27 protein-coding genes are annotated in these 24,632 nt (G+C 45.7%); 20 read left to right on the top strand and 7 right to left on the bottom strand.

Going from position 1 to position 24,632, the window contains the following annotated elements:
• The first annotated feature begins 9 nt into the window (after positions 1 to 9).
• The 4 genes from isdE (at position 10) to ACWGXJ_RS20935 (ending at position 4,648) form a co-directional block, all read left to right on the top strand.
• Positions 10 to 969, top strand: coding sequence for a heme ABC transporter substrate-binding protein IsdE (isdE, locus tag ACWGXJ_RS20950; protein WP_061831475.1), 960 nt, complete (start codon positions 10 to 12; stop codon positions 967 to 969).
• A gap of 14 nt (positions 970 to 983) precedes the next feature.
• Positions 984 to 1,967, top strand: a complete 984-nt coding sequence (locus ACWGXJ_RS20945) for a FecCD family ABC transporter permease (protein WP_069290386.1) — start codon at positions 984 to 986, stop codon at positions 1,965 to 1,967.
• Positions 1,957 to 2,736: an ABC transporter ATP-binding protein gene (locus tag ACWGXJ_RS20940; protein WP_254350696.1), complete on the top strand. Its 780-nt coding sequence runs from the start codon at positions 1,957 to 1,959 to the stop codon at positions 2,734 to 2,736. The genes ACWGXJ_RS20945 and ACWGXJ_RS20940 overlap by 11 nt, the downstream gene beginning before the upstream one ends.
• 283 nt (positions 2,737 to 3,019) lie before the next feature.
• Positions 3,020 to 4,648: an ABC-F family ATP-binding cassette domain-containing protein gene (locus ACWGXJ_RS20935; protein ID WP_061831472.1), complete on the top strand. Its 1,629-nt coding sequence runs from the start codon at positions 3,020 to 3,022 to the stop codon at positions 4,646 to 4,648.
• Positions 4,649 to 4,804: 156 nt separating this feature from the next.
• On the opposite strand, the gene ACWGXJ_RS20930 is transcribed toward ACWGXJ_RS20935, so the two are convergent.
• Positions 4,805 to 4,990 (bottom strand): hypothetical protein, encoded by a 186-nt coding sequence (locus tag ACWGXJ_RS20930; protein WP_029517162.1) that lies wholly within the window; start codon positions 4,988 to 4,990, stop codon positions 4,805 to 4,807.
• A gap of 410 nt (positions 4,991 to 5,400) precedes the next feature.
• Here ACWGXJ_RS20930 and ACWGXJ_RS20925 point away from each other — a divergent pair, with 410 nt between their 5' ends.
• Together ACWGXJ_RS20925 and ACWGXJ_RS20920 are read left to right on the top strand one after the other, a co-directional pair.
• Positions 5,401 to 6,270: a cation diffusion facilitator family transporter gene (locus ACWGXJ_RS20925; protein ID WP_452567528.1), complete on the top strand. Its 870-nt coding sequence runs from the start codon at positions 5,401 to 5,403 to the stop codon at positions 6,268 to 6,270.
• A gap of 191 nt (positions 6,271 to 6,461) precedes the next feature.
• Complete coding sequence (locus ACWGXJ_RS20920; RefSeq protein ID WP_452567527.1) at positions 6,462 to 7,628, top strand: C40 family peptidase; 1,167 nt, start codon at positions 6,462 to 6,464, stop codon at positions 7,626 to 7,628.
• A gap of 125 nt (positions 7,629 to 7,753) precedes the next feature.
• On the opposite strand, the gene ACWGXJ_RS20915 is transcribed toward ACWGXJ_RS20920, so the two are convergent.
• Positions 7,754 to 7,921, bottom strand: a complete 168-nt coding sequence (locus ACWGXJ_RS20915) for a DUF1328 domain-containing protein (RefSeq protein ID WP_028541846.1) — start codon at positions 7,919 to 7,921, stop codon at positions 7,754 to 7,756.
• Positions 7,922 to 8,181: 260 nt separating this feature from the next.
• Here ACWGXJ_RS20915 and ACWGXJ_RS20910 point away from each other — a divergent pair, with 260 nt between their 5' ends.
• From ACWGXJ_RS20910 to ACWGXJ_RS20860, 11 genes are all read left to right on the top strand, one after another.
• On the top strand, positions 8,182 to 8,703 hold the full coding sequence (locus tag ACWGXJ_RS20910; protein ID WP_069290384.1) for a DUF948 domain-containing protein: 522 nt from the start codon (positions 8,182 to 8,184) through the stop codon (positions 8,701 to 8,703).
• A 51-nt stretch (positions 8,704 to 8,754) separates the two neighbouring features.
• On the top strand, positions 8,755 to 9,273 hold the full coding sequence (locus tag ACWGXJ_RS20905) for a hypothetical protein (protein ID WP_452567526.1): 519 nt from the start codon (positions 8,755 to 8,757) through the stop codon (positions 9,271 to 9,273).
• A 96-nt stretch (positions 9,274 to 9,369) separates the two neighbouring features.
• A complete protein-coding gene (locus ACWGXJ_RS20900) occupies positions 9,370 to 9,711 on the top strand; it encodes a general stress protein (protein ID WP_023990277.1) in 342 nt (113 codons plus the stop codon).
• A gap of 235 nt (positions 9,712 to 9,946) precedes the next feature.
• Positions 9,947 to 11,128: a PP2C family protein-serine/threonine phosphatase gene (locus ACWGXJ_RS20895; RefSeq protein ID WP_028541849.1), complete on the top strand. Its 1,182-nt coding sequence runs from the start codon at positions 9,947 to 9,949 to the stop codon at positions 11,126 to 11,128.
• Positions 11,112 to 14,831 carry a response regulator gene (locus tag ACWGXJ_RS20890; protein ID WP_452567525.1) on the top strand — a complete coding sequence of 1,240 codons (3,720 nt, stop codon included), beginning with the start codon at positions 11,112 to 11,114 and terminating at the stop codon, positions 14,829 to 14,831. Before ACWGXJ_RS20895 ends, ACWGXJ_RS20890 begins: the two co-directional genes overlap by 17 nt.
• A gap of 79 nt (positions 14,832 to 14,910) precedes the next feature.
• Positions 14,911 to 15,780 (top strand): CheR family methyltransferase, encoded by an 870-nt coding sequence (locus ACWGXJ_RS20885; RefSeq protein WP_235309957.1) that lies wholly within the window; start codon positions 14,911 to 14,913, stop codon positions 15,778 to 15,780.
• Positions 15,781 to 15,799: 19 nt separating this feature from the next.
• The gene (locus tag ACWGXJ_RS20880) at positions 15,800 to 17,470 is read left to right on the top strand and encodes a response regulator (protein ID WP_452567524.1); all 1,671 of its coding nucleotides are present in this window, start codon (positions 15,800 to 15,802) and stop codon (positions 17,468 to 17,470) included.
• 99 nt (positions 17,471 to 17,569) lie between these two features.
• The gene (locus ACWGXJ_RS20875; RefSeq protein ID WP_023990272.1) at positions 17,570 to 17,908 is read left to right on the top strand and encodes an STAS domain-containing protein; all 339 of its coding nucleotides are present in this window, start codon (positions 17,570 to 17,572) and stop codon (positions 17,906 to 17,908) included.
• An 18-nt stretch (positions 17,909 to 17,926) separates the two neighbouring features.
• Positions 17,927 to 18,379 carry an anti-sigma B factor RsbW gene (gene rsbW, locus ACWGXJ_RS20870; protein ID WP_061831463.1) on the top strand — a complete coding sequence of 151 codons (453 nt, stop codon included), beginning with the start codon at positions 17,927 to 17,929 and terminating at the stop codon, positions 18,377 to 18,379.
• Positions 18,376 to 19,149 (top strand): sigma-70 family RNA polymerase sigma factor, encoded by a 774-nt coding sequence (locus ACWGXJ_RS20865; protein ID WP_013311929.1) that lies wholly within the window; start codon positions 18,376 to 18,378, stop codon positions 19,147 to 19,149. Before rsbW ends, ACWGXJ_RS20865 begins: the two co-directional genes overlap by 4 nt.
• A 120-nt stretch (positions 19,150 to 19,269) precedes the next feature.
• Positions 19,270 to 20,229: a magnesium transporter CorA family protein gene (locus ACWGXJ_RS20860; protein ID WP_452567523.1), complete on the top strand. Its 960-nt coding sequence runs from the start codon at positions 19,270 to 19,272 to the stop codon at positions 20,227 to 20,229.
• Between the two features lie 115 nt (positions 20,230 to 20,344).
• Here the strand turns inward: ACWGXJ_RS20860 and ACWGXJ_RS20855 are convergent, their stop codons facing one another.
• The 4 genes from ACWGXJ_RS20855 to ACWGXJ_RS20840 all read right to left on the bottom strand — a co-directional run bounded on the left by ACWGXJ_RS20855 (position 20,345) and on the right by ACWGXJ_RS20840 (position 22,463).
• Positions 20,345 to 20,821: a DUF5665 domain-containing protein gene (locus tag ACWGXJ_RS20855; RefSeq protein WP_250260433.1), complete on the bottom strand. Its 477-nt coding sequence runs from the start codon at positions 20,819 to 20,821 to the stop codon at positions 20,345 to 20,347.
• Between the two features lie 91 nt (positions 20,822 to 20,912).
• Positions 20,913 to 21,314, bottom strand: coding sequence for a YtxH domain-containing protein (locus ACWGXJ_RS20850; RefSeq protein ID WP_023990268.1), 402 nt, complete (start codon positions 21,312 to 21,314; stop codon positions 20,913 to 20,915).
• A 50-nt stretch (positions 21,315 to 21,364) separates the two neighbouring features.
• A complete protein-coding gene (locus ACWGXJ_RS20845) occupies positions 21,365 to 21,622 on the bottom strand; it encodes a GlsB/YeaQ/YmgE family stress response membrane protein (RefSeq protein ID WP_452567522.1) in 258 nt (85 codons plus the stop codon).
• Between the two features lie 136 nt (positions 21,623 to 21,758).
• Entirely contained in the window at positions 21,759 to 22,463 is a 705-nt protein-coding gene (locus tag ACWGXJ_RS20840) for a phosphatase PAP2 family protein (protein ID WP_452567521.1), read from the bottom strand.
• A 231-nt stretch (positions 22,464 to 22,694) separates the two neighbouring features.
• Here ACWGXJ_RS20840 and ACWGXJ_RS20835 point away from each other — a divergent pair, with 231 nt between their 5' ends.
• Together ACWGXJ_RS20835 and ACWGXJ_RS20830 are read left to right on the top strand one after the other, a co-directional pair.
• Complete coding sequence (locus tag ACWGXJ_RS20835) at positions 22,695 to 22,901, top strand: pirin family protein (protein ID WP_452567520.1); 207 nt, start codon at positions 22,695 to 22,697, stop codon at positions 22,899 to 22,901.
• On the top strand, positions 22,837 to 23,412 hold the full coding sequence (locus ACWGXJ_RS20830) for a pirin family protein (RefSeq protein ID WP_452567519.1): 576 nt from the start codon (positions 22,837 to 22,839) through the stop codon (positions 23,410 to 23,412). Before ACWGXJ_RS20835 ends, ACWGXJ_RS20830 begins: the two co-directional genes overlap by 65 nt.
• Positions 23,413 to 23,608: 196 nt before the next feature.
• On the opposite strand, the gene ACWGXJ_RS20825 is transcribed toward ACWGXJ_RS20830, so the two are convergent.
• Positions 23,609 to 23,836 (bottom strand): DUF1128 domain-containing protein, encoded by a 228-nt coding sequence (locus ACWGXJ_RS20825; RefSeq protein ID WP_013373034.1) that lies wholly within the window; start codon positions 23,834 to 23,836, stop codon positions 23,609 to 23,611.
• A 120-nt stretch (positions 23,837 to 23,956) separates the two neighbouring features.
• Here ACWGXJ_RS20825 and yyaC point away from each other — a divergent pair, with 120 nt between their 5' ends.
• Complete coding sequence (gene yyaC, locus ACWGXJ_RS20820; RefSeq protein ID WP_023990265.1) at positions 23,957 to 24,547, top strand: spore protease YyaC; 591 nt, start codon at positions 23,957 to 23,959, stop codon at positions 24,545 to 24,547.
• Positions 24,548 to 24,632 lie beyond the last annotated feature (85 nt).

Raw genomic sequence — 24,632 nt, 5'->3', positions numbered from 1 at the left:
TGGATTTTCATGAAACGATATATAGCATTGGCTCAAGGAAAAACATTTGGTTTGTATATGTTAATCGGCATCGTGATCTTGTTGTTGGCTGGATGTTCGGGAGGGGCACAGGCCGGGCAGAACCAGAGCGATGGTTCGAAATCAGCGGCAACATCTAATGCAACCGGAAAGTCGTCTGACGGTAAAGCTCAAGCTCCTCGTATTGTGGCGACTACGGTAGCCATTGCGGAAATTACGGATGCGCTGGGTCTGGATTTGGCAGGCAAGCCGACAAGCACGAAAGTGCTGCCTGATCGTTACAAGGATGTGCCTGATGTGGGTAATCCGATGAGTCCTGATATGGAAAAAGTGATGTCATTGAAGCCGACGGACGTACTGTCGGTGACGACACTGAAATATGATCTGGAGCCTAAATTTAAAGATTTGAAAATCAATGCCGAATTTTTAAATTTTGAAAGTCTCGCGAATATGCAAAAAGAAATTCAAAAGCTGGGAGACACGTTTGGCAAAGCCGATAAGGCCAAAGAGATTAATGGAGCTTTGGATGCGAAAGTAGCCGAGATTCAACAAAAGATCAAAGGGAAGAAATCCCCTAAAGTATTGATTTTGCTGGGAGTACCGGGAAGCTATCTGGTGGCTACCGAGCATTCCTATATTGGGGATCTGGTTAAAATTGCAGGCGGAACCAATGTGGTTCAGGGCGAGAAGGTGGAGTTCATTGCCCACAATACCGAAGCCTTGCAGCAATCCAACCCCGATATCATTTTGCGCGCTGCACACGGGATGCCGGATGAAGTAGTGAAAATGTTCGATGAAGAGTTCAAAACTAACGATATCTGGAAGCATTTCAACGCTGTGAAAAATGGGCATGTCTATGATCTGCCTGAACCGTTGTTTGGCACAACAGGGAATTTAGCGGCAAACTCGGCGCTGGATGAGCTGATGAAAATGCTGTATCCTTCGAATTAAAGGAAGCTGATGACATGTCCAAAAAAGGTTGGAGCCTTATTGTTGTAATTGTCTTGCTCGTTGGCGTCATGCTGTATTCAGCGATGACAGGCAGTCTCAAGGTGGATTTGAGTCAGTTGGTGACCGGATTGTGGACAGGTACAGATGATCAGGTGAATGTGGTCAAGGACCTGAGACTACCGAGAATTTTCGTGTCCGTAATGGCAGGTGCAGCACTTGCAGTAGCGGGTGTTTTGCTGCAAGCCGTCATGAAAAATCCGCTGGCGGATGCTGGGGTTATCGGCATTTCTTCGGGAGCGGCATTGATCTCGCTGATTGCGGTGACGGTCTTTCCGGCGCTTTATTTCTGGATGCCGTTCTTTTCATTTATTGGCGGTGCGTTAGCCTGCCTAATGGTTTATGGGTTTTCGTGGAAATCTGGCTTGCATCCGATTCGTCTCATTCTGATCGGGGTAGCTGTGAACGCTATTTTTTCCGGTCTAGGTCAGTCGTTTAACTATCGAGGCAGTTATGCGGTCACCAGTATTAACCAGGTCACTACATCAACCTTGTCTATGAAAAAATGGGTAGATGTCGAGGTTATTGTGACTTATGGCGGGATTGGGCTAATTTTAGCCATGCTCGTGTTCTCTTGGTGCAATTTCTTGTCCCTTCAAGATAAAACAGCTAAAAATCTAGGATTCAATGTAACGCGCGCACGACTTTTGATTTCTGTGATTGCAGTGCTGCTTGCAGCAACGGCTACAGCCATCGCAGGAGTAATTGCCTTTATCGGCCTGCTCGTTCCGCATTGTGCCCGCTACCTGGTTGGCTCGGATCATAAGTGGCTGATTCCATTTTCCGCATTATGCGGCGGCTTGCTGTTGCTGCTCGCGGATACACTGGGGCGGACAGTGCTTGCTCCCAATGAAATCCCGGCTTCTATTATTATGGCCGTCATTGGCGGGCCGTTCCTGATATTCCTGATCAGAAAGGCGGATCGCACCTATGGACATTAAGGATATAACCTTCTCATATGATCGGAAAACGGATCGTCTGCACGCTATTAATACTGTTATTGAGTCGGGACGGATTACGACCATAATTGGTCCCAACGGATGCGGCAAATCGACGCTGCTCAGCGTGATGTCCAACAATGCTGTTCCCCGCTTGGGCCAGGTGATTCTGGACGGCAAGGAGATAGCCCACTACAAGCCCAAGGAGCTGGCCCGTCAACTGGCAGTAGTCCATCAGCAGAATGAGGCACCTTCCGACTTGACTGTAGAAAAGCTCGTCAGCTTCGGCAGGTTGCCGCATAAGAATATGTTCACAGCGAGACGTGATGAGGATGAGGAAGCGATCGAGTGGGCGATAGCCTGTACTAATCTGAACGAACGTAGAACTCGCACGTTGGATCAGCTCTCAGGAGGAGAACGACAGCGTGTATGGATTGCAATGGCCTTGGCACAGCGGACGCCAATTTTATTTTTGGATGAGCCGACCACCTATTTGGATATGTACTACCAGCTTGAAATTTTAGAGCTCATTCGGCAGTTAAACCAGGAACATGGACTGACCATCGTGATGGTGCTGCATGATATCAATCAGGCTATTCGGTATAGCGATGTGATGATTGCCATGAGGGAAGGGCGTATTATAGCGAACGGCCCACCTACAGAGGTCGTTACATCTGAGCTGATCCAGGCGGTCTATGACGTGGAGGTCGTAATCAAACAGGATGATGAAGCGGGCATGTACCTCATTCCGATAGGTGTCGGGGTTTCCTGACGTTTACCAGCGCACAGAACAATCAATGCTGCGACTGAATAACGCGTCTGTCCTCACGGCATCTCAACGAATTTAAAACATGAAAATGGTTCTGGTCCATGTGTTTGTCACGTGACAATCGTGGAGACAGAAGCGTTTTTTATTTTATTTATAAGATATTGGATGAGATTCAGGGACGGTTATGCTTATACTACGGTTCGAATCCGATCTTTTGTGTGTTATACTATTGCCGTCGGTAATTTTGTGTTTAGCACTTTACTAATGATAAGGATGGTATGCTTATATGATCAGTACAAGCGGCGTAACGCTTCGTTATGGTAAACGCCCACTTTTTGAAGACGTAAATATCAAATTTACTCCTGGGAACTGCTACGGCCTGATTGGGGCGAATGGCGCGGGTAAATCCACCTTTTTGAAAATTCTTTCCGGTGAAATCGAAGCCAATTCTGGTGAGGTTCACATGACACCGGGCGAACGGATGGCAGTCCTCAAGCAGAACCATTATGAATACGATGAATTCCCGGTTCTGGAAACCGTTATTATGGGGCACACGCGTCTGTATGAAATCATGAAGGAAAAGGATGCGCTGTACGCTAAAACGGAGTTTTCCGAAGCAGACGGTTTGCGTGCCGGTGAACTGGAAGGCGAATTTGCAGAGCTGAACGGTTGGGATGCCGAGCCGGATGCAGCTGCATTGCTGATCGGTCTTGGTATTCCGCGTGACCTACATGATAAAAATATGTCTGAGATGAGCGGGAACGACAAGGTACGCGTTCTCTTGGCTCAAGCGTTGTTTGGTCGTCCGAACAATTTGCTGCTTGATGAGCCTACCAACCATTTGGATCTCGAATCCATTCAATGGCTGGAAAATTTCTTGATGGACTATGAAGGCACCGTCATCGTTGTATCCCATGACCGTCACTTCCTGAACAAGGTATGTACGCATATTGCGGATATCGATTTTGGTAAAATCCAGATGTACGTCGGCAACTATGACTTCTGGTACGAGTCCAGCCAGCTTGCGCTTGCATTGACTCGTGATGCGAACAAGAAGAAGGAAGAAAAGATCAAGGAACTGCAAGCCTTTATTCAGCGCTTTTCCGCGAATGCTTCCAAGTCCAAACAGGCAACTTCACGTAAAAAGCAACTGGATAAAATTACGCTGGACGATATCCGTCCTTCAAACCGTAAATATCCGTTCATTAACTTCAAGCCTGAGCGTGAAGCGGGCAAACAACTGCTGACCGTAGACAGTCTCAGTAAAACCGTTGAAGGCGAGCAAGTGTTGAACGAGTTCAGTCTGGTTGTGAACAAGGGCGATAAAATCGCGTTTGTGGGTCCGAACGGTTTGCCTAAAACGACGCTCTTCCAGGTGTTGATGAACGAGATTGAAGCAGACAGCGGAGAATTTTCTTGGGGGATTACAACTAGCCAGGCTTATTTCCCGAAAGATAATTCCACCTATTTTGAAGGTGTGGACATGAATCTTGTGGAATGGCTCCGTCAATATTCCAAGGATCAGGACGAAACGTTCCTGCGCGGCTTCTTGGGACGTATGCTTTTCTCTGGAGAAGAAGCGCTTAAGAAAGCAAGTGTGCTGTCCGGGGGCGAAAAGGTTCGCTGTATGCTGGCGAAAATGATGCTGAACGGTGCCAATGTGTTGCTGCTGGAAGAACCGACCAACCACTTGGATCTGGAGTCCATCACAGCGCTGAACAATGGTCTGATTGATTTTGATGGTACTATATTGTTCACATCGCATGACCACCAGTTTATTCAAACGATCGCGAACCGCATCGTGGAAATTACACCAAACGGCGTAATCGACCGTACGATGAGCTATGATGAGTACTTGGAAAATGAAGAAATCACAAAGTTGCGTGAACGTATGTATCCGGTAGAAATCGGCTAACTTCAGCAACTAGATAAACGAAAGAGGAGCTCCTTCAGGCCATTAAGATGGCAGGGAGACTCCTCTTTTTCGTTTTTGTACCATGCCCATAGCTTACTTGGTTTTGGCAGTGAGGTACGCCAGACCTTTGATACCCTATTAAGGCTATGAGGTGGATTATGATCCGCCTGTACGACGGCGTTGGTTGTTCGGCTTCTTCGTATTTTGGCTTTTCAGTGTTTTGGTGGAACCGCCTTGAAAGCCGCCCTGCTGTGAAGCGCCGGACTGCTGTTTTTTTTGTGCCAGCTTTTCCCGAATGGCATCTGCGAGATTAACTTTACGTGGTTCATTGGCATCGCTCATGAATAAATTCCTCCTGTTGCCGCCAGATTCATGTCAATCATGCTGGATTGAAGAAAAACGCGGCTGTGTCCTCATTTTATACGTTTTTAAAAGAAGGGACAAGGGCAACAATGATAACACACATCTCGGGTGGGGTGGAAGAGAAAACGTCTGTTTTTTGTGTGAAGGAAAAAATGTTTTGTGTAACCTACAGGAATGGGGTCTGGCAATACTTTTTCGTTGTTACTACAGCGATGCAGAGCGGAAAGACTGTTTCTCTAGACCCACACAAAGTTCGTCTGCTATCCTGAAAATAACAGTTAACCAAAGACAAATTGTTATTATTCAGGGCAGCGATGCTGCTATTTTTATTTTGGGCCCGGTGAGATCGTTCTGCTGGAAACTATATATTTGAAGGAGTGTCCTACGTTGTGGTAAATGTCTATGAAGAAATACGAAAAGGTGAGCGTGGGGCGTGGGTGAGCATTGCTGCTTATCTCTTGCTGTCCGCCTTTAAGCTGATTAGCGGATATATATTTGCTTCTAGCGCGTTGCGGGCGGATGGCTTCAATAATGTCACCGATATTGTCGTGTCGGTGGCTGTACTGGTGGGGCTGAGAATTTCCCAAAAACCACCGGACTCTGACCATGCCTATGGACATTTTCGGGCAGAAACGATCGCGGCGCTGCTGGCGTCCTTTATTATGGCTGTCGTCGGTTTGCAGGTGCTTATTGATGGGATCGGGAGCATTTTTAAGGGCGGAAAGCAAATACCGGATATCACCTCCGCGAGTGTAGCTGTGATTTGTGCGGTGATTATGCTGGGAGTGTACCTTTACAATAACAGACTGGCACGGCAAATTAACAATAAGGCTTTGCTGGCAGCGGCCAAGGATAATCTATCGGATGCACTTGTTAGTGTTGGGGCAGCAGTTGGTATTATCGGCGCACAGTTCGGGCTACCCTGGCTGGATACTGTAGCTGCGATCGCGGTAGGATTCATCATATGTAAAACAGCGTGGGATATTTTTAAGGATTCCACGCACAGCTTGACCGATGGATTTGATGAGCAAGAGCTGTCTGACTTACGGAGTACGATTGCCTGTATACCTGGAGTAGAGGGGATTCGGGACGTTAAGGCACGTGTACACGGCAATCATGCGCTGGTGGATGTGGTCATTGAGGTGGATCCGCAACTCAGCCTGATTGAAGGGCATCGGATCAGCGACCGGATTGAGGAACGCCTGCAAGAGGTTCATAACACGATGCATGTCCATGTCCATGTAGAACCCAAATTATAGATTAATTATTAAATAGTTAGTATTAAAAGTGACTTTAGACCTATATGCAAAAGGCGTATACGCTTCCTTTTGTGACGTTTGGATTATATCTCTCTTCCTGCTGCTTTTACTATAATGAAGGCATGTCCGGCTATATTCGTCGGAATTGGATATGCTCTTCAAATTCGTAAAAACAGCCAGGAGGTGCAACATTGAGAAGACGCGTGATGGGAATGCTCATGACGTCAGCCGCGCTGTTGGCAGCAATTCATGTGGCGCCGGGTCAGGTTGACGCAGCGGCATCAACAGCATCCACAGGACAGAAGGCGGTTATTCAGGCGGCTGTAAAGCTTAGATCCGGTCCTTCGACTACAGGGGATGTAGTCAGCTTTATGAAGCAGGGAGAGGCCGTAACGGTATTGGAGAAAACGAACAGCTATTGGTATAAGATCAAGACTTCTGATGGAGTAACCGGATACACTAGCAGCTCCGACAAGTACATAAAAGTTGGCGCTACCAGCGTCGCTGCTGCTGTCACCCCGTCTACTACTCGTAAATCGGAAGCCACAGAGTCAGTTAAAAATGTTTCAGCTAAAGAGGCAGTGGCCTCAGTGAATAGTTCTGCCGGTCAAACGAAAGCCACGATTCAAACGTCCGTTCGTTTGCGGGCGGAGGCATCCACTTCTTCCGAGGTTTTGGGCTATTTGAATGCAGGGGATGTCGTAACGATTACCGACCCAAGTAATGCTTATTGGTTCAAGGTTACCGAAGCTGATGGTACGGTGGGCTACGTCAGCTCGTCTCCACAGTATATTCGTATTGGTGAGGGCGTTGTTGTGCAGCAGCCTGTGTCTGCCCCGGTGACAACCACTCCTGATACTACCGTAATACCTGCGACAGCCTCTCCTGTGTCAACTATGAACATGTTTTCCGGTGATGCAGCGGCTGCAATAGACCAGGTTATTAACACGGGGATGACTTATCTCGGAACTCCATATGAATATGGTTCAGATCGTAACAGTACGGCTACTTTTGATTGCTCGGCATTTACCCGTCAAATTTTCCGTCAGGCTGTAGGTATCCAGCTTCCGGCAGATTCTCGTTCACAGGGTGAGTGGATCAAGCAAAACAGTCAGCCGAATACGGACATGACTACGCTGAAGCGTGGCGATTTGCTCTTCTTTACAAATTATAATGCATCTTCCGGGGCGTACACGTCCTTGGATAACTCCTCCCAAACGATTACACACGTAGCTGTATATTTGGGAGACAACAAGCTTCTCCATACGTTTTCTGTAGCGGGTGGCGGTGTAAAAGTTACGGATTTCAGCAAGCCTTGGCAGGATCGTTTCCTGTTTGGGGGCAGCGTGATTCAATAAAGCGCCGCTAACTGTTAAAAAGCTGCATCAAAAAAGGATGTTCCACAGCCCTGTTAACCAGGGTGGGAACATCCTTTTTTTATAAACATTTAGAATATTGCTCTTGTGCAACTAGCATCCGATAACTATGAAACCCGTTTTCTTCCGGTAAAGAGTGAAATGACGAACAACACCAGAAATATCACAAATAATATTTTAGCGATTGTAGCAGCTATGGACACGACGATACCAAAAAAACCTAAGATCCCGGCGATCACAGCAAAAATTAAGAATAAAGCGGACCATTTTAGCATGTTCTGTATCCTCCTTTAATTGTATATAATGTGGCATACTCACGCTCCGATAGAGCGTGGTTGCAGATGACAATGACTTCTATAGATTATTCGTGGCTGTGCCATCGTTATATGGTGTTTTAAACGGTGCGAGAGTCCGTGAATCATAACGTTTGGAGCGGAGAAGAAGCCAGCATGGACGTTGTTTCGTGTCTGAATCTAAAGGGTAACTATGCAGTAATCATAAACATCATCGTGAAAGACGAAAGAGAGGTTACGCTATGTTAACACAGGTCAGCATTTTTATTATTGCTATCGCATTTGCAGTTCTCGTTATTTTCCTCATCAAAACGTTAAAAGCAGCACAAGGCTCTCTGGATAAGGTGACTCAAACCTTGCAGGATGTACAAAAAACGATAGATGAACTGAGTTATGAAGTAAAACAAACGGTTCGACATGCGAATGACATCACCGCAGACGTTGATCATAAATTGAAGCAAGTGGAGCCAGTAATGGAATCGGTTAGAAACTTGGGAGAGGTACTCAGCGAAGTGACGCTGGCTGCCAAGCAGGCTTCAACAGCGTTAATGACACGGTTTCAGAAATCGCATAGCGCTGCGAGTAATACCTCCAGAACGGATCACGCGATCAAGGCAACGACACCGAATAGACCTTTGACCGCAACGGAGCGGACGGTTCAGAGCTACAATGCGACTTATGAGGAGCCTGCGGCCAAACCGGGTAAAAACTGGTTGGGTTATGTAGACATCGCTGCTGGAGTGTGGCAGAAAATGCGTCAGTAGCATAGTCGCTGAACCGTAAACTACAGGAAATTCATTGAAAGGGTGAGATTTATGATGAAGACGTTATTACTAGCTGCTGGTTTGCTCACTCCCTTTTCCGGACAGGATACGGTTCAGCAAACCGTTTCCCCGCAAACAGCGGGGCATATGGTTAGGACTGTGCAGACGATACCCGCTCCACATGCTGTACCAGCAGATTTTCATACCTTAAATGGCATATCTCTGGATGATACCCGTGCGGATGTTTTGAAGAAGCTAGGCAAGCCACAACGAGTCAAAAAGGATATGCTGCTGCTTTCTACAGAATACCAATATCCAGATGTTGTCGTAGGTATGCGTGAGGACGTCGTTTCTTATGTGCATGTAGATCCTGCTGCTGGTCGAATCAAGGTAAATGATAAGTGGCTGCCGTTTCAACGAAAAACGCTGGATCAGGCGCTGGGTGGCTCGCAATTCACGGCGGAAGACGGAGAGGTCTATGTACGCGGACAACGTGCAATCAAAGTGTTTATGGATGAGACGACTGATAAACCTAAGTATGTTGAGTTTTTTGATGAAACGGAGTGGTAATCGTTTTTTTTGAGGCGTGACATAACATGGAAGTTTCAAATGGATATGTGAAGTGTAATAGTCAGAGAAGTCAATCCTTAAAGGAGCGTGAGAAACATGAATCAGACCAATCATAAATCTTATGCCAAAGTGGTAGATAACGGTGTACAAGCCGTTGAAGCAGTAAATGAGTTGCGTAACACGGGCTATCGTTATGAGGATGTGTTCGTGCTCGCTCATGATCAGGATCGGACAGATCGTATTGCCGATACGGTGGATGCCAAGGAAATCGGGATTAAGGAAGAGGGCGTTTTCGATTCATTAGCCAACTTGTTCCGTTCCCGTGGCGATGAGCTTCGCGCTAAAATTACTTCTTTGGGATTTACAGATACCGAAGCTGACTTTTATGAAAAAGAACTGGATCAGGGTAAAGTGCTGGTCATTGCTAAAAAAGCGTGATATTGCTGTTCACCATAAAAGCTGAGTGACATTAGATTCGAAAAAGGGGAAGTTGACCGCACCACAAGTGTTTCGCGGGTCCTCCAAAAACATAGATAAGGAATGGGGTTTTAGCCTCATTCCTTATCTATGTTTTTGGAATGCCTTCTTACGGAAACACTACTTCCAATCAACAAGGGTGTTGCCGTATAAGCAGGTATAGTATAATACATGAGTTACAGATAAGGAGAGGCCAATGAGAATTCTAATTGTTGACGATAACCCGACGAATGTCATTATTATTCGTGAAATACTGAAAAAAGAAAATTATCGGGATGTGATCTCTGCTAGCTCGGCCGCAGAAATGTTGGAGCATCTGGGAATCGGCGACCGTACCATTAGTCTTAGGCCCCGTCCTTCCGATATTGATCTGGTGCTGTTGGATATGATGATGCCTGAAATGGACGGCATTGAAGCTTGCAGTATTGTGCAGGAATATGAGCATTTAAAAGATATCCCGATTATTATGGTAACGGCGGTAGGAGATTCCAAAAAATTGGCCGAAGCTCTAGATGTGGGAGCCGTCGATTACGTCACGAAGCCGATCAACAAGGTAGAGCTCATGGCGCGAATCCGGTCTGCCTTGCGTCTCAAACAGGAGAAGGACTGGCATAAGGATCGGGATCAGCGAATTCAGGATGAGTTGAAGCTGGCCGCGATGGTGCAGCAGGCGGTGCTTAGTCCTGCCATCCATGACCCAGTGCTGCAAGTGAATGCGCTCTATCAGCCTTCCTTTGAACTGGCAGGGGATTTATATTCATGGTATCCGTTAGGGGAGGGGCGATATGCCATCATTTTGCTTGATATGATGGGGCATGGCATTTCTTCCTCGTTGTTCTGCATGTTCATTGCGTCTGTACTTAAGGATACGGTGACCACATATGTGGAGCCTGAGAAAGTCATACAAGAGCTGAATCGTCGTTTTAATCAACTGGATCTGGGCAAGCAGCTGGTACAGTATTATTTTACGGCGATTTATATGGTGATTGATACCCGTTCACGGCGAATTGACTATGTAAATGCGGGACATCCTCCCGGTTTGCTGTTCAACCAGGATGGCAGCATTACTAAATTTGACCGTGCATGTAGCCCGGTTGGTTTGTTTGATAAGATTGATGCAGAAATGCACACGATTCATTATGAAGGAACTGGACATATCGCTTTGTATACGGATGGCTTGCTGGAAGCGGTGGAAGGTGAATATGAGGAGCAGTTGGAGTATCTGACTGAGTGTCTACGTAAGTATGAGGAATGGAACGAAGAAGCGATGCTGGATGCATTTTTTCGTAATGAGACGCCACAGGATCGCGATGATGATAAGTGCCTGATCTGGATTTCATTGAAAGAGGGAGAGAGCTTGCATGAAAATCAGAAATAAACTGCTGATCGGCTTTGGATCGCTTATGGCGATCCTCCTTGTGCTGACGCTAATCAGCTATGACCGGATGGGGAGCCTGAATGAACAGCTAAACCAGGTTTATCAGGATCGATATATGAAGGTCCGGAAAACAACAGCTATTCGCGGGCAGGTGAATGATATGGCCAAAGTGATGGCCAATCTGATCTTGAATCCAGGTTCCTCCGTTAGTGAGGCCAAACGCGAGCTGGACGATATTTCGGCTACTGGAACGAAAGTGCTGGCTAGTCTGCAAACGAATTCCGGCACCAGTGAAGAGCAACAGCAGGTTGATCGGGTAGCCGTCGCGTGGAATGAATTTTTAAGTTACGAACAAAGACTGGTTTCTTTGTTGGGGCAAGATCGTATTGATGAGGCTAACGCTTTCCGCAATAGTACTGGTTTGCCTGCCCAAGAAGAGGCGATGGATAGTATTAATGCCCTTGCCGTTTTTCAGGATCGGGAAATTGATAGCGACATGAAGCAGGCCAATTTGGCGTATGAAGAATCTGTGCAGATTACCACAATTCTGATGGCCGCCGGCCTGATCATGGGCTTACTGGTTATTTTGTGGGTGCTCCCAAGCATTGCCAAAGGTCTAAATGTCGTGAATCTCATGATTAATGGTTTTGGCAAGGGAAAGTACAGGGCCATCAGCCGAATGAGTGTTGCCTCCAAAGATGAAATTGGTGAGGTCGCTCGTGTATTTCAACAAATGGCCGGAGACTTGGAAGAAAAGCGGAAATTTGAACATTCCGTCCTTCAAACGCAGAAGGATCAAACTTGGCTTAATGCCAATACTGCTCGGGTGACTGAGCTGTTCCGTGGTGTGAATTCACTGGAGCAGGTTGCTCAGATGTTCATTAGTGAGTTTACGCCCATCCTGGGAGGCAGCTATGGAGCCATCTATTTGCAAGGGAAAGATGTAGAAGACAACCGTTTTAAGTTATACGGCTCCTATGCAAAGGTGACTGGCGAAAATTCGATTAGGGACGTTATCCATGTGGGCGAAGGCTTGCTCGGACAATGTGTTCTGGATCGTAAGTCGATCTTGATTACAGAGGCTCCTGACGGATATTTGTCCATAGGCTCTGCCTTAGGAGAAAGTAAGCCCGTGGGAATTATGATTTTCCCTATTTTGTTCGAGGATGAGTGTATTGGTGCTGTAGAAATAGCGTCACTGGATCGCTTCAGTGATCTGGAAACCAAGCTGTTTGCTCAATTAGTAGAGAGCTTGGGGATCATTCTGAACAATATCAAGGGACGGATGCGTGTAGAGCAATTGCTGCGCGAATCTCAGGCACTTACTGAGGAATTGCAATGCCAATCCGAAGAACTACAAACTCAGCAAGAGGAACTCAAGCGCTCCAACGAAAATTTGGAGGAGCAAACAGAAGAACTCAAGCGTTCAGAGGAATTGTTACAACGTCAACAAGAAGAATTGGAGCATTTTAATACTGAACTGATTGCCAAAACGAGAGCTCTGGAAGAACAAGTTCGAGAAGTGGAAGAAAAGAACGACGAGATTGAACATGCACGAGCTCAGTTGGAGCAACAGGCAATGCAGCTAGGAATCACAAGCAAATACAAATCCGAGTTTTTGGCCAATATGTCTCATGAGCTGCGTACTCCGCTAAATAGCTTGCTTATTCTATCTCAGCTCTTGTCTGAGAACAAGGAAGGCAATCTCAAGCCAAAGCAAGTGGAATATGCACAAACCATTTATATGTCAGGCGCGGATTTGTTGAAAATGATTGATGAAATTCTGGATTTATCCAAAGTGGACGCTGGAAAAATGGATATTAACCATGAAGCGGTCCACTTGAAGGAACTGGAACTGTTTGTGGAGCAGAATTTTGCTCCGGTCGCAGCCCAACGTGAGCTTCAACTGCATACCGAGATTGAAGAGAACCTGCCAGATGTCATTATCAGTGACGGTTATCGTCTCAAACAAATTTTACGTAATTTGCTGTCCAATGCGTTTAAGTTCACCACGGAAGGTTCTATTCGTTTCAATGTATCCCGGGCAAACGGAGAGCAGCTTCCTGGTCTGCTAAATCCAAGAAGAGCCTATCTGGCTCTATCTGTGCGTGATACGGGCATTGGGATTGCTTCCGATAAAACGGATCTGATCTTCGAAGCCTTCCAGCAGGTAGACGGTACAACCAGCCGGAAGTACGGAGGGACAGGACTAGGTCTGTCGATCAGCCGCGAGCTTTCCAGATTGTTGGGCGGCGTTATTACGGTGGAATCCGAGCAGGGACAGGGCAGTTGCTTCACATTGTATTTGCCGGAACAAACGCCAACGGCTGAGGATATGGATTCTCATTCGAGAGAGGAATTTAACGGTACGGTTGTGAATTCGGATTTTGAGAATGTCGCAGCCTCGGCAGAAACGGATCTTCCCATGATTATGCCTGCTAAACGTTTGCCATTATATCAGATGCCTTCGAAAAACAAAGCAGCGGACATTATACATCCGGGGGACGACCGAAACGAGATTACCTCACAGGATAAAGTGCTGCTGATTATTGAGGATGATATTAATTTTGCTAATATTTTGTACGATATGGCCCGTAGCCGGGGCTTTAAGGCCCTGATCGCTCTCCAAGGAGACGATGGGCTCAACATGGCTCAGTCTTATTTGCCGGACGCTATTATATTAGATATTCAATTACCTGTGATGGATGGCTGGTCCATTTTGGGCGAGCTAAAAGGAAATTCATCGACACGTCATATTCCAGTGCATGTTATTTCGGTCATAGATGATGTGAAGCAGGGCTTGATGATGGGTGCGATTGCCTATCTCAAAAAGCCATCTTCGAAGGAAAGTTTGGATAAAGCATTTTCACATATCAAATCGTATACGGACCAGATGGTCAAACGTCTTCTTGTGGTTGAAGATGATGATAATCAGCGTAAATCCATTATTGAGCTGATCGATCATGATGATGTTGCCATTACGGCGGTATCGACAGGTCAGGAAGCACTAAATGAGCTGGCTACCCAGCGGTATGACTGCATGGTACTGGATCTGATGCTGAGCGATATGACTGGTTTTGAACTGCTGGATCGTATTCGAGAGAATGAACAGCTAACTGATCTGCCGATCATTATTTATACAGGCAAAGATCTGGATAGCAAAGAAGAAACGCAACTTCGTAAATATGCAGAGTCTATTATTATTAAGGATGTTAAATCGCCGGAACGGCTTTTGGACGAAACAACGTTGTTCTTGCATCGTGTAGAGGCGAACCTTCCTGAGGACAAACGCAAAATTTTGCAGAAGCTATACAACAAGGAAGAACTGTTTGAAGGTAAAAAAATATTGTTGGTAGACGATGATATTCGCAATGTATTTGCTCTGTCCAGTGTGCTGGAAAGCTATCGTATGGAGGTTACCTTTGCGGAAAATGGAAGAGAAGCACTGGAACTGCTGGAACAGACACCTGATTTTGATCTGGTGCTGATGGATATGATGATGCCGGAAATGGATGGATATGAAGCGATGCGACGTATCCGGCTAATGCCACAATTCGAGAAGATGCCTATTATTGCCCTGACAGCCAAGGCCATGAAGGATGATCGTTCCAAGTGTATTGAGGCAGGCGCTTCCGATTATGTGAAAAAACCGATTCAAACCGAACAGCTTTTATCATTAATGCGGGTTTGGTTGTATTCGTAACCCAAAAAAATGGGTAATATAAATCGACACATGATTGGAGCGGCATAGGCAAAACCTATTTAGGAATTGGAGAGAGATTATGACATCTAAGGATATGGCGGATAATGCTGCTAATGAAGTGAAATCGAATGATACTGAGCGGGAAATGATTGAGATTGAGCTGTTGCTGGAAGGTATACATCGGCTGTACGGCTACGATTTTCGTAACTATGCTCTGCCTTCGATTAAGCGGCGTGTTTATTATCATGCGCAGTCCGAGAATGTAAGCACGATATCAGGACTACAGGAGAAGGTGCTGCATGATCGCAGCGCCTTCGATAGACTGGTACAAAGCCTTTCCATTCCGGTGACCGAGATGTTCCGTGACCCGGAGCTGTTTCTGAACTTCAGGCAGAAAATCATTCCTATTTTGCGAACGTATCCGTACATTCGAATCTGGCATGCAGGTTGTTCTACTGGTGAGGAAGTATATTCTATGGCGATCTTGCTGCATGAAGAAGGCTTATATGACAAGGCTCGCATTTATGCGACGGATATGAATAACCTGTCTTTACAGCAGGCGAAGGAAGGCGTATACGGGATCGACCGAATGAAGCTGTATACCAAAAATTATTTGGAGTCCGGGGGCACACAATCGTTCTCTGAATATTATACAGCCAAGTATGATTCAGTGATGTTTCATCCTTTTTTACGGAAAAATATTATTTTTGCGGAGCACAACTTGGCGACAGACCGGTCTTTTAACGAGTTCAATGTGATTTTTTGCCGGAATGTCATGATCTATTTTAACGACGAACTTCGCAACCATGTACATGGGTTGTTTTATGATAGCTTGAGTCATTTTGGTGTGTTGGTGCTTGGGGCCAAGGAATCCATACATTTTACCGATTATAGTGATTCCTACGAGCCGCTGGACCGGATAGAAAAAATATACCGGAAGATTAAATAGAGATGCTTAGGAGGATTCCATGGGGCTTCATGAACCGATTCATATATTGCTGGTAGATGACAGACCTGAGAACCTGCTCGCTCTTGAGGCAGTGCTGGAGAGTGAACAATATAATCTGGTAAAAGCCACATCCGGGGAAGAAGCGCTGCGATGTCTATTAAAAGATGAATTCGCACTTGTAGTCCTTGATGTGCAGATGCCGGGTATGGATGGAATTGAGACTGCGAAGTTAATCAAGGCCAGAGAGAAAACAAAGGATATTCCGATTATCTTTATTTCAGCTAACAGCAAGGAAGCGGAGCATTTGTTTGCGGGATATTCAGCTGGTGGTATTGATTATATGGTGAAGCCGTTCATCCCTCAAATTCTCAAGTCTAAAATTGAAGGCTTCGTGCAAATGTATCTGACAAACAAACGCTTGAAGACACAGTCCATGCTGCTTCACCACAAGACGCAGGAGCTCGAGAAGATGAACAGCGAACTGATTGCCGCCAAGGAGGCAGCAGAGATTGCTGCCAATGCCAAAACGGAATTTCTGGCAATGATGAGCCATGAGATCCGCACACCTATGAACGGCGTTATTGGCATGATTGATCTGCTGATGGAGACAGAGCTGCAGACCGATCAGCAGGAATATGCTGATATCATCCGTCGTAGCGCAGACGCGCTGGTGGCGGTCATTAATGATATTCTGGACTTTACCAAGCTGGAGTCAGGCAAAATGGAGGTAGAGGAATATCCTTTTGATCTGGTTTCCTGTATCAAGGAAGTTTTCAGCCTGTTTACGGTAGAAGTCAACCGAAAGAATTTGGAGCTGGTTTATTTTCTCGATGAACAGATGCCACCGGTGTTATATGGAGATATGGGGCGATTGCGACAAGTATTGATTAACCTGGTATCCAATGCCGTCAAATTTACAGACCGAGGCGGGGTATATGTCTTCGCATCTGTCAAAGAGCAAAGTGACAATGGACTTACCGTTGAGTTTTCTGTGAAGGATACAGGCATTGGCATTGAATCGGCTAAGGTCGAAAGGCTATTTCAGCCCTTTTCCCAACTGGATTCTTCAATGACGCGTAAATATGGTGGTACCGGGTTAGGACTTGCCATTTGTAAAACCTTGGTGAATATGATGGGCGGAGATATTCGTGTAGATACGAGTGGAGAACAAGGCGTGACGTTTCATTTTACAATGAAGCTTGGCTTTGCTGAGGAAAATGAACTGGAGGGGGAGTCCAGCCACGATTGGGAAATTCCACATCAGGAGTCTCCAAGTCGTAAACCTGTACTGGTGGTGGATGACCATCCGATCAACCAGAAGCTAATGGTTAATATACTGGATAAGCTTGGTTTAGCTTCAGATGTGGCAGCAGATGGGCAACAGGCGCTTGATATGGTCATGGCGAATCAGGACTATGACTATATCTTTATGGACTTGCAGATGCCCGTGATGGACGGTCTGGAATGTACGGGTAGAATGCGTAAACAATTGGCGGGAAGATCCCAACCTGCCATTATCGCCATGACGGCTAACGTCATGGAGGGTATTCAGCCTCGATGTATTGAAGCTGGGATGAACGATTATATTAGTAAGCCCGTTAAAATCAGCAGTGTAAAACAGGCGTTGCTACGGCATTCTCCGGACCATTTTCCAATGCAGCCGGGTAAAGATCAAATCAATGAAGCCTAGATGGTGGCATTTGGTAGTGTTTAAAAAGTTATACCGTGATTCAAACGCTCGTATAATGGGTTAGTATGTAGGGAAATCTTTTTTCGGGAGAGTAGGCCTATGAATACAAATAAAAATGAGAAATTTAATGCAATTACAGAAACAACCGATGGCGTAAATACCGTTTATCTGAGTGGAGAGTTGGATCTTTCGGTAGCACCTGATTTTCGTCTGGTGATGGAGCCTTTGGTGGGGGAGTCCAGCCAAGATTTGATTATTAACTTGAGAGACCTTAAATACATTGACAGCACGGGTATTGGTATCTTGTTATCCATTTTAAAAGCAAGGCATGGGATGGAGTCTCGCTTTGCTGTTCAAGAGGTACCGCCTCAAATTCAAAAGCTGTTTGATATGACCGGTATTGCCAAATTCTTTGTCCCCCAGGAGAATTCCCAATAGGAAAGGAAAGAAAAAGAAATGAATGCTCAAATTCAAAAAGTAGTTCTTAATTTGCCGGCAACTGCTGACTTTGTTGATATTGTAAGATTAAATTTATACGGTATTGCCGCGAAAATGGGATTCTCTTATGAGGATATTGAAGACATGAAAGTGGCTGTATCGGAAGCCTGTAATAACTCTGTCCTTTATGCATATGGTCATGAGGGGGGAGTCGTGGAAGTGACATTTGAATTTGATGAAGCTTCGTTGTCCATTCGTGTCAAAGATGAAGGGGAGAGCTTTGAACGTGTGGAGGACCCGTCCCGTATCGCATCCTTGCATGACAAGGAGTTGAATGATGCGCAGATAGGCGGATTAGGCTTTTATCTCATGCAGGCGCTTATGGACGATGTCCATATCTTGAATGAGACAGGAAAAGGCACCGAAGTGGTGCTGGTAAAGCGCCTGACCAGAAGTGAGGAAAGAGTATGAATGAAAAGGTAACTCCCCCGGAGTCGATGGATGAAGCCGTTGGTCTAATCTGGGAGTACCAGCAAACAAAAGATAACGAGATTGCTACCGTGCTGATCCGCAAGTATGAGCCGATGGTCAAGATGGCTGCCGGGAAGATCTCCCGTAACCGTCCGGACTTATACGAGGATTTATATCAGACCGGTCAGATGGCTTTGATACGTCTGCTTCAGCAATACGATATCAGCTTGGGTATCCCATTTGAACCGTATGCTATGAAAAGTATGCTGGGACATATGAAAAATTATTTGCGCGACAAATCCTGGTACATCCAGGTTCCTCGCCGTATTAAGGAAAAGGGTGCGCTTGTTCAACATGCTATTGATGAACTGACCGTTAAATTGGAACGCTCACCCAATGTAGACGAGATTGCGACCTATTTGGATCTTACCGTAGAAGAAACGATCGAGGTGCTTGCTGGTCGTGAGTGCTATCACTATGTTTCACTGGACTCGCCTTTATCTCAGGAAGAGAGTGCAGCTACGTTAGGCGAGCTCATTAGCTCGGATGCTAACGATTATGACACTGTGGAAAAACGAATGGATTTGCAGCAGGCTTTAAGCCAACTGAAGGAGCAGGAACAAAAGGTGCTTCTTCTAGCATTTCAGGACGGTCAATCTCAACGTGCGATTGCACAGACGTTGGGCGTATCGCAGATGAGCGTTTCCCGTATTCAGAAGCGGGCAACGGAAAAGCTGAAGCAGATTATGTCTAATTCCTCTATTTCATGAGAAGACTGCGGAATTCTTGGCTTAACATATTTGACGTCACATCGTAAGGACACGTTATTCCGATATGGGAAGCGTGTCCTTTTTATAAAGCGAAAAAAGTTGGGAGGAAGGTTGGAATCCATGACAGCATTTGAACAGATTTCTTCCTTTCGCGGAGGATGGGAATGGTGGGACATCAGTGCTGGGAATTGGCAAGATTCGGTCATACAGCACTTGAAGGAGAAGCTCCCAGAAGCCGCAGATTGGCTGGACAAGGTAGAGGACATTCCATCCAGCTTTATATCTGTGCGCTTTCCAGATGGCAATCAACCCTTAATGTACGGGTCGTTGATTTACTCCGTTCAGGAGGAGATCGACAGTCAGCGTAATTGCAACAAGTTTTATTTTCTGGTTCTAAACCAAAAGTTAGTGACGTTAAATCTGGATCAAAATACCCGTGAAATCATGCACACCGCGGAACGCCAAAAAATGCTGGAACAGTGTGAGGATGCAGCTGACGGCATGTTTGTATTGGCGAGAGCCGTGCTTCATTATTTTCATACAGGTATGGATAAGTTCGAGATCAACCTGAGAAGACTGGAAGAGGAGATGGAGAAAAGGAATGCCCGTACGCTGATGGATTCTATATTGAATGCACGTTTCGAGCTGTTGTATTGGAGCAATATGTTCATTCCTTTTTCAGAGCTGGTGACGGCTTCTCGGGAGGCATATCTGGATCAACTGGAGGAGAACCGCTTTTTCAAGCAGTTACTTTACCGTGTTACTCGGATGGAAGGACTTTTCCTGCATTATGAAAAGGAAATCGACACATTGATATCCATTGACGACGCCATTTCCGCATTTAGGGGGAATGAGATTACGAAGACGCTCACCATTGTCACCGCCGTATTTACACCAGCAACCGTAGTGGGCGCTATATGGGGCATGAACTTTGAAAATCTGCCTTGGATTAAAACAGGCTGGGGTTTTACCACCGTGATTATTGCCACATTGCTAAGTATGGCGGGAATGTACGGCTGGCTGATGATGAAGGGGTGGACAGGAGACTTATTGAAGGCTAACAAGCGCAACAAATTGTAGCGGTTGATTACAGCTGTTACAATTTACAAATAAAAAACGATCCATCGTAACTGGAGGCTCTTTGAGGAGTCTGTTACCGGTTACGATGGATCGTTTTTAAATGAGATAGGGACAATTACTTAGTACCTTGGCTCATTTTGATATATCCTAATAATTCGGCGATGAAATCTCCGATGACCGGAAGATTTAATTGCACCAGGAAACTGAGCAACCAAGCGAGCAAGGCGAGTATGACCACTGTACCCAGCGTAAGACCGAGACCACGTGCAATGCCTGCGGTCAGATTGCTCATAATTCTTCTTTTAGTGCTAGAGTAGTTCTCCAGAATATCTTTGAATTCTGCTCTTTCGAGCGTATCTGCTATTTGATCTAAGCGTTTGTTAAGCCGCTTGACCTCATGGCGCAGCTCAAAAGGATGCTCATTTACATCAAAGTCTCTCTCCTGATCATGTGTTTTAACATGATTATGAGTAGAAGAAGTCTGCTTGGATGAAACTTCATCTGGCTGATCTTGAGTCTGTAGGGGATGAAAGGTTCTTTTGTTGTTCGCGGTAAGATCATCTCCATAGGAATTTGGCTTGTTCATTGTCATCCCAGCCTTTCTATCATTTAAAAACAGCCAGCTTCTTGCATGCTGGCTGTTCAGTGTAGGGCTTATTTTTTGCCATCAGAATGTGTAGCTGTTAGGAATTTGCATTCAATTGTTTTTGCGTATCCTTGGCCGCTTGAGCCGTTGCATCCATGACTTCTTTATCCGCTTTGGCTGCTTCATTAGCGACATCTGCAGAAGCTTTGGTTACGCTGGATACGATGTTGTCTTTGCTCTCGGATACCGTTTTGGCTACATCTGCTGTTTTGGTGGAAACGGTTTTGGCCAAATCTGTCGCTTTGCTGCTCACTACAGATGCCACGTCCTTTGTTTTATCGGAGACGACTGTAATTTTATCAGACAGATCACTACGCAAATCACGACCCGGCTTCGGCGCGAACAGCAGGGCTGCGGCAGCACCAATCAAACCTCCAATAAATAAACCTTTTGCAAAACCTGAAGTACTTGCCATATTTTGATTGTCAATGTTACTCATGTTATATCACTCCTCTTATAGAATTAAAGAATAAAAGATATATATAAATGTTAGGTAGCCCTTCTTAATAGCCTGGACGCCAGTCCGAGCAAGAACACGAACAATGCGGTTCCGAGTATGGCTGGAATGACTGCAAAATCTCCGATGACCGGGCCCCAGTCTCCCAATAGCATGACACCTAGCCAAGCTCCTACAAATCCAGCAATCATAGAGCCGGCAATGCCGCCAGGCATTTCATGACCAGCCAGTGCATCGCCAATCAATCCGATAATAATAGCCATTACAATACTTAGTAAAATTCCCCACACAAGGATCGCCTCCCTTATCCTAAGTTCACAAAACCATAACGTTTTTGATGAATGCTGACTTCGATATTGCTGTGCCTTGCTTACTTCGTATATAAACGTCGTGACCCGGAGTGAAACAAAAAGCCGTCTCGGACATTTACCGGTGGGGGGTGGAAGGAAGCTGCATGCGCGCTTGCCAATAGATCACAGGAACGGTAAACACCAGCCAAATTATACCTGCAATATAGCCACCCACAATATCTGTAGGAAAGTGAACGCCTAGATATACGCGGCTTAATCCAATCAAAAGAATCAGTAGTACACCCAGAGCGCACGGAAGAAAGAGCGAACGCCCACGAATCTTTCGTTCTATGGCCCAAATGGCAAATATCATTCCGAAAAATCCCATGGAAATCATCGCATGACCGCTGGGAAAACTATAACCCCCGGCTTCAACCAAATGTTGAAGTGACGGGCGTTCCCGTTGCAAAATTTCCTTAATGAGCGTATTTAGCACCCACATCGCCGTAAAGCTGCTTAGGATCGCAAAGGAATAAGCTTTTGAACGAAGGCTGACCCAACACAAGGTAGCAGCACCGAGGGCGATGATCAACGACATGCGGAGTGAACCTAAAGATGTAATGAATATAGCGATGGTTAGCAGTTGGTAACGAGCAGCTGCTGTGTCTGGAAAAACGGCATCCTGTATGCGTTCATCCCAATATAGAAAAGGAGCTGTGCCAATCCATTTCACAGAGTAGGCGATGAGAAGCAACACAGCGATCATGATAATAGATGCATACAGACTACGGAGCAAATAGCTTGGTAGGAACCGGGATGATTGGGGTTCATGAGATAGCATATGTAATAAATCTCCTCCTTATGGCTGTGATAGATTCAATTTTTCGTACTATTAACTTAACTAATAATGAACTTAAGAGCAAAACCCGACGGAGACGACAGGCTGATTGAGGCATATAAGCCCGGGGTAAAGGGATCGTATCACAGCGTTTGTAATGCCAGGGCCGGAAGTGGAATAGTCATCACGAAGCAAAGCTGCTTTACGGAACTGTAATCCATGGAGGTGTTAAGGATGATTAAAATAGTGACATCGGCAGAAAGACATACCTCAAATAAAGGATGGATTCATAGTGAGTTTAGCTTTTCGTTTGCCGATTATGAAGATCCGAGCAATGCCCATTTTGGCTGTATGCTAGCCCATAATGATAACGAGCTTGAACCGCAGCAAGGCTTCAAAAGACATCCGCATCACGATTTGGAAATCGTCACCTGTAATTGAAGGCCAATTGCATCATAGCGACAGCTTAGGACATGAGCAGGATTTGAAAAGCGGCTCGATCCAGGTTCTGAGTGCAGGCACCGGAATTGAACATGAAGAGCGAAATACTGGGGATGAAAGACCGGTTCGTTTTTTGCAAATGTGGTTTTTACCCGAGAGTCCTGGTATTCATCCTTCTTATCAGGTGCAAAGATTCAAGCACAGTGAACGTCTAAATCGGCTTCAGCCTGTTGTGTCTGGTTCAGAAGTGGAGGGAGCGTTATCCATCGCGCAGGATATAAATCTGTATCTGAGCAGATTGGAAAAAGGACAGCAGCTTGAATATCCGCAGCAAGAGGAGCGCCGCACCCACATCTATGTAGTTAACGGTCATGTGGAAGTTACGTGCCAGGATGGGGATTTTCAGTTAGGGCCTGGCGATGCCGCGCGAATTCAAAAAAGCTGTACATTAAAGATACGAGCTACAGGCAATGAGGATATATCTGAATTGGTGTTAGCGGATTTGCCTTGAAGCATCCTTGAGTGAGTGAAGAAGTGTATGGAAATGCGTATATGCAATCGAAAAAATAAAGCTCGTATCCCGTTGCACGTCTGTTGAGACGAGCGGGAATACGAGCTTTATTTACGCTGACAGGGCTACTATCATGAAGGCTGTTGTTCATGATGATAGGTTGTAATACAGCTAAGCTGTATTCCTATAAGCTAATTCAGGAGGACTTACGCAATCTACCCAGTTCAGAAACAATAGCTTCAACCTCTGAAATGCTCAGGTTAGGCTTGCTTATCACCATATCATAGACATCATGGATGTCCTCGTATTGCTCCAGCGAGAAAGCGGATGCCTGCATAGCAGCACCACTCGCCATACGGAGCTTGGTTTTAATACCCTCAATCATATACTCAATGTTGGCATGAGACGGTACAGACAAATCCATCGTTAATTTTCCATCCTTTCATAACAGGGGAAGTTGCCTGTATTGTATCATGTTTTTGTTGTAGAATGTACTGAAAGCCAGATTACCGATATACAACCGAATCAAGGAGGATGGACAAAGTTGTCTTTGTATAATCGAGCTTCCGCACCCGGTCGCTCGTCCTTAGAACATAATGTAAAGAAAACAGATCGAGATGGACTCGCGCCGTTTTTCCGAGAAATTCATCATCAGCATGCTATAGATAAGTTGACTTTTGTTTGCATCGGTACAGATCGCTCCTCGGGTGATTCACTCGGGCCACTGGTAGGCACCATGCTCAAGGAGCAAGGCTTTCCGCACGTGATTGGCACAATGACGGAGCCCTGTGATGCAGATCATCTGGTTTCATACTTGGAGTGCATTCCCCAAGATCATCATGTGATCGCCATTGATGCTTGTCTTGGACAGCACGGCTCAACGGGAATGTTTCTTATTGCGCGTGAACCGCTAACTCCTGCGCGATCGGTGGGGCTGTCTCTGCCGTCTGTTGGTCATTATAGTGTTGCAGCGATTGTGAATGAGCGCAGTCCCAAACCCTATTGGACACTCCAAATGACGTCGCTTCACTTGGTCATGACCATGGCTGCGCATATTGCTAATGCGGCGGCTTATGAATTTGGCTTAAAAACAGCTTCGCAAGATTTTCCAGAGGGTTACCGTTTCAGATATTGATGGTCTGCTTAATAATATACATCAGCATGTTCTACTCACTAATATATTCAGATTCAATAGATTATATACAGAGAAGGAAGGGTTC

Source organism: Paenibacillus sp. S33 (assembly GCF_053615415.1).
Note: the sequence above shows the minus strand (reverse complement) of the source record. Positions and strands in the feature narration are given on the sequence as shown.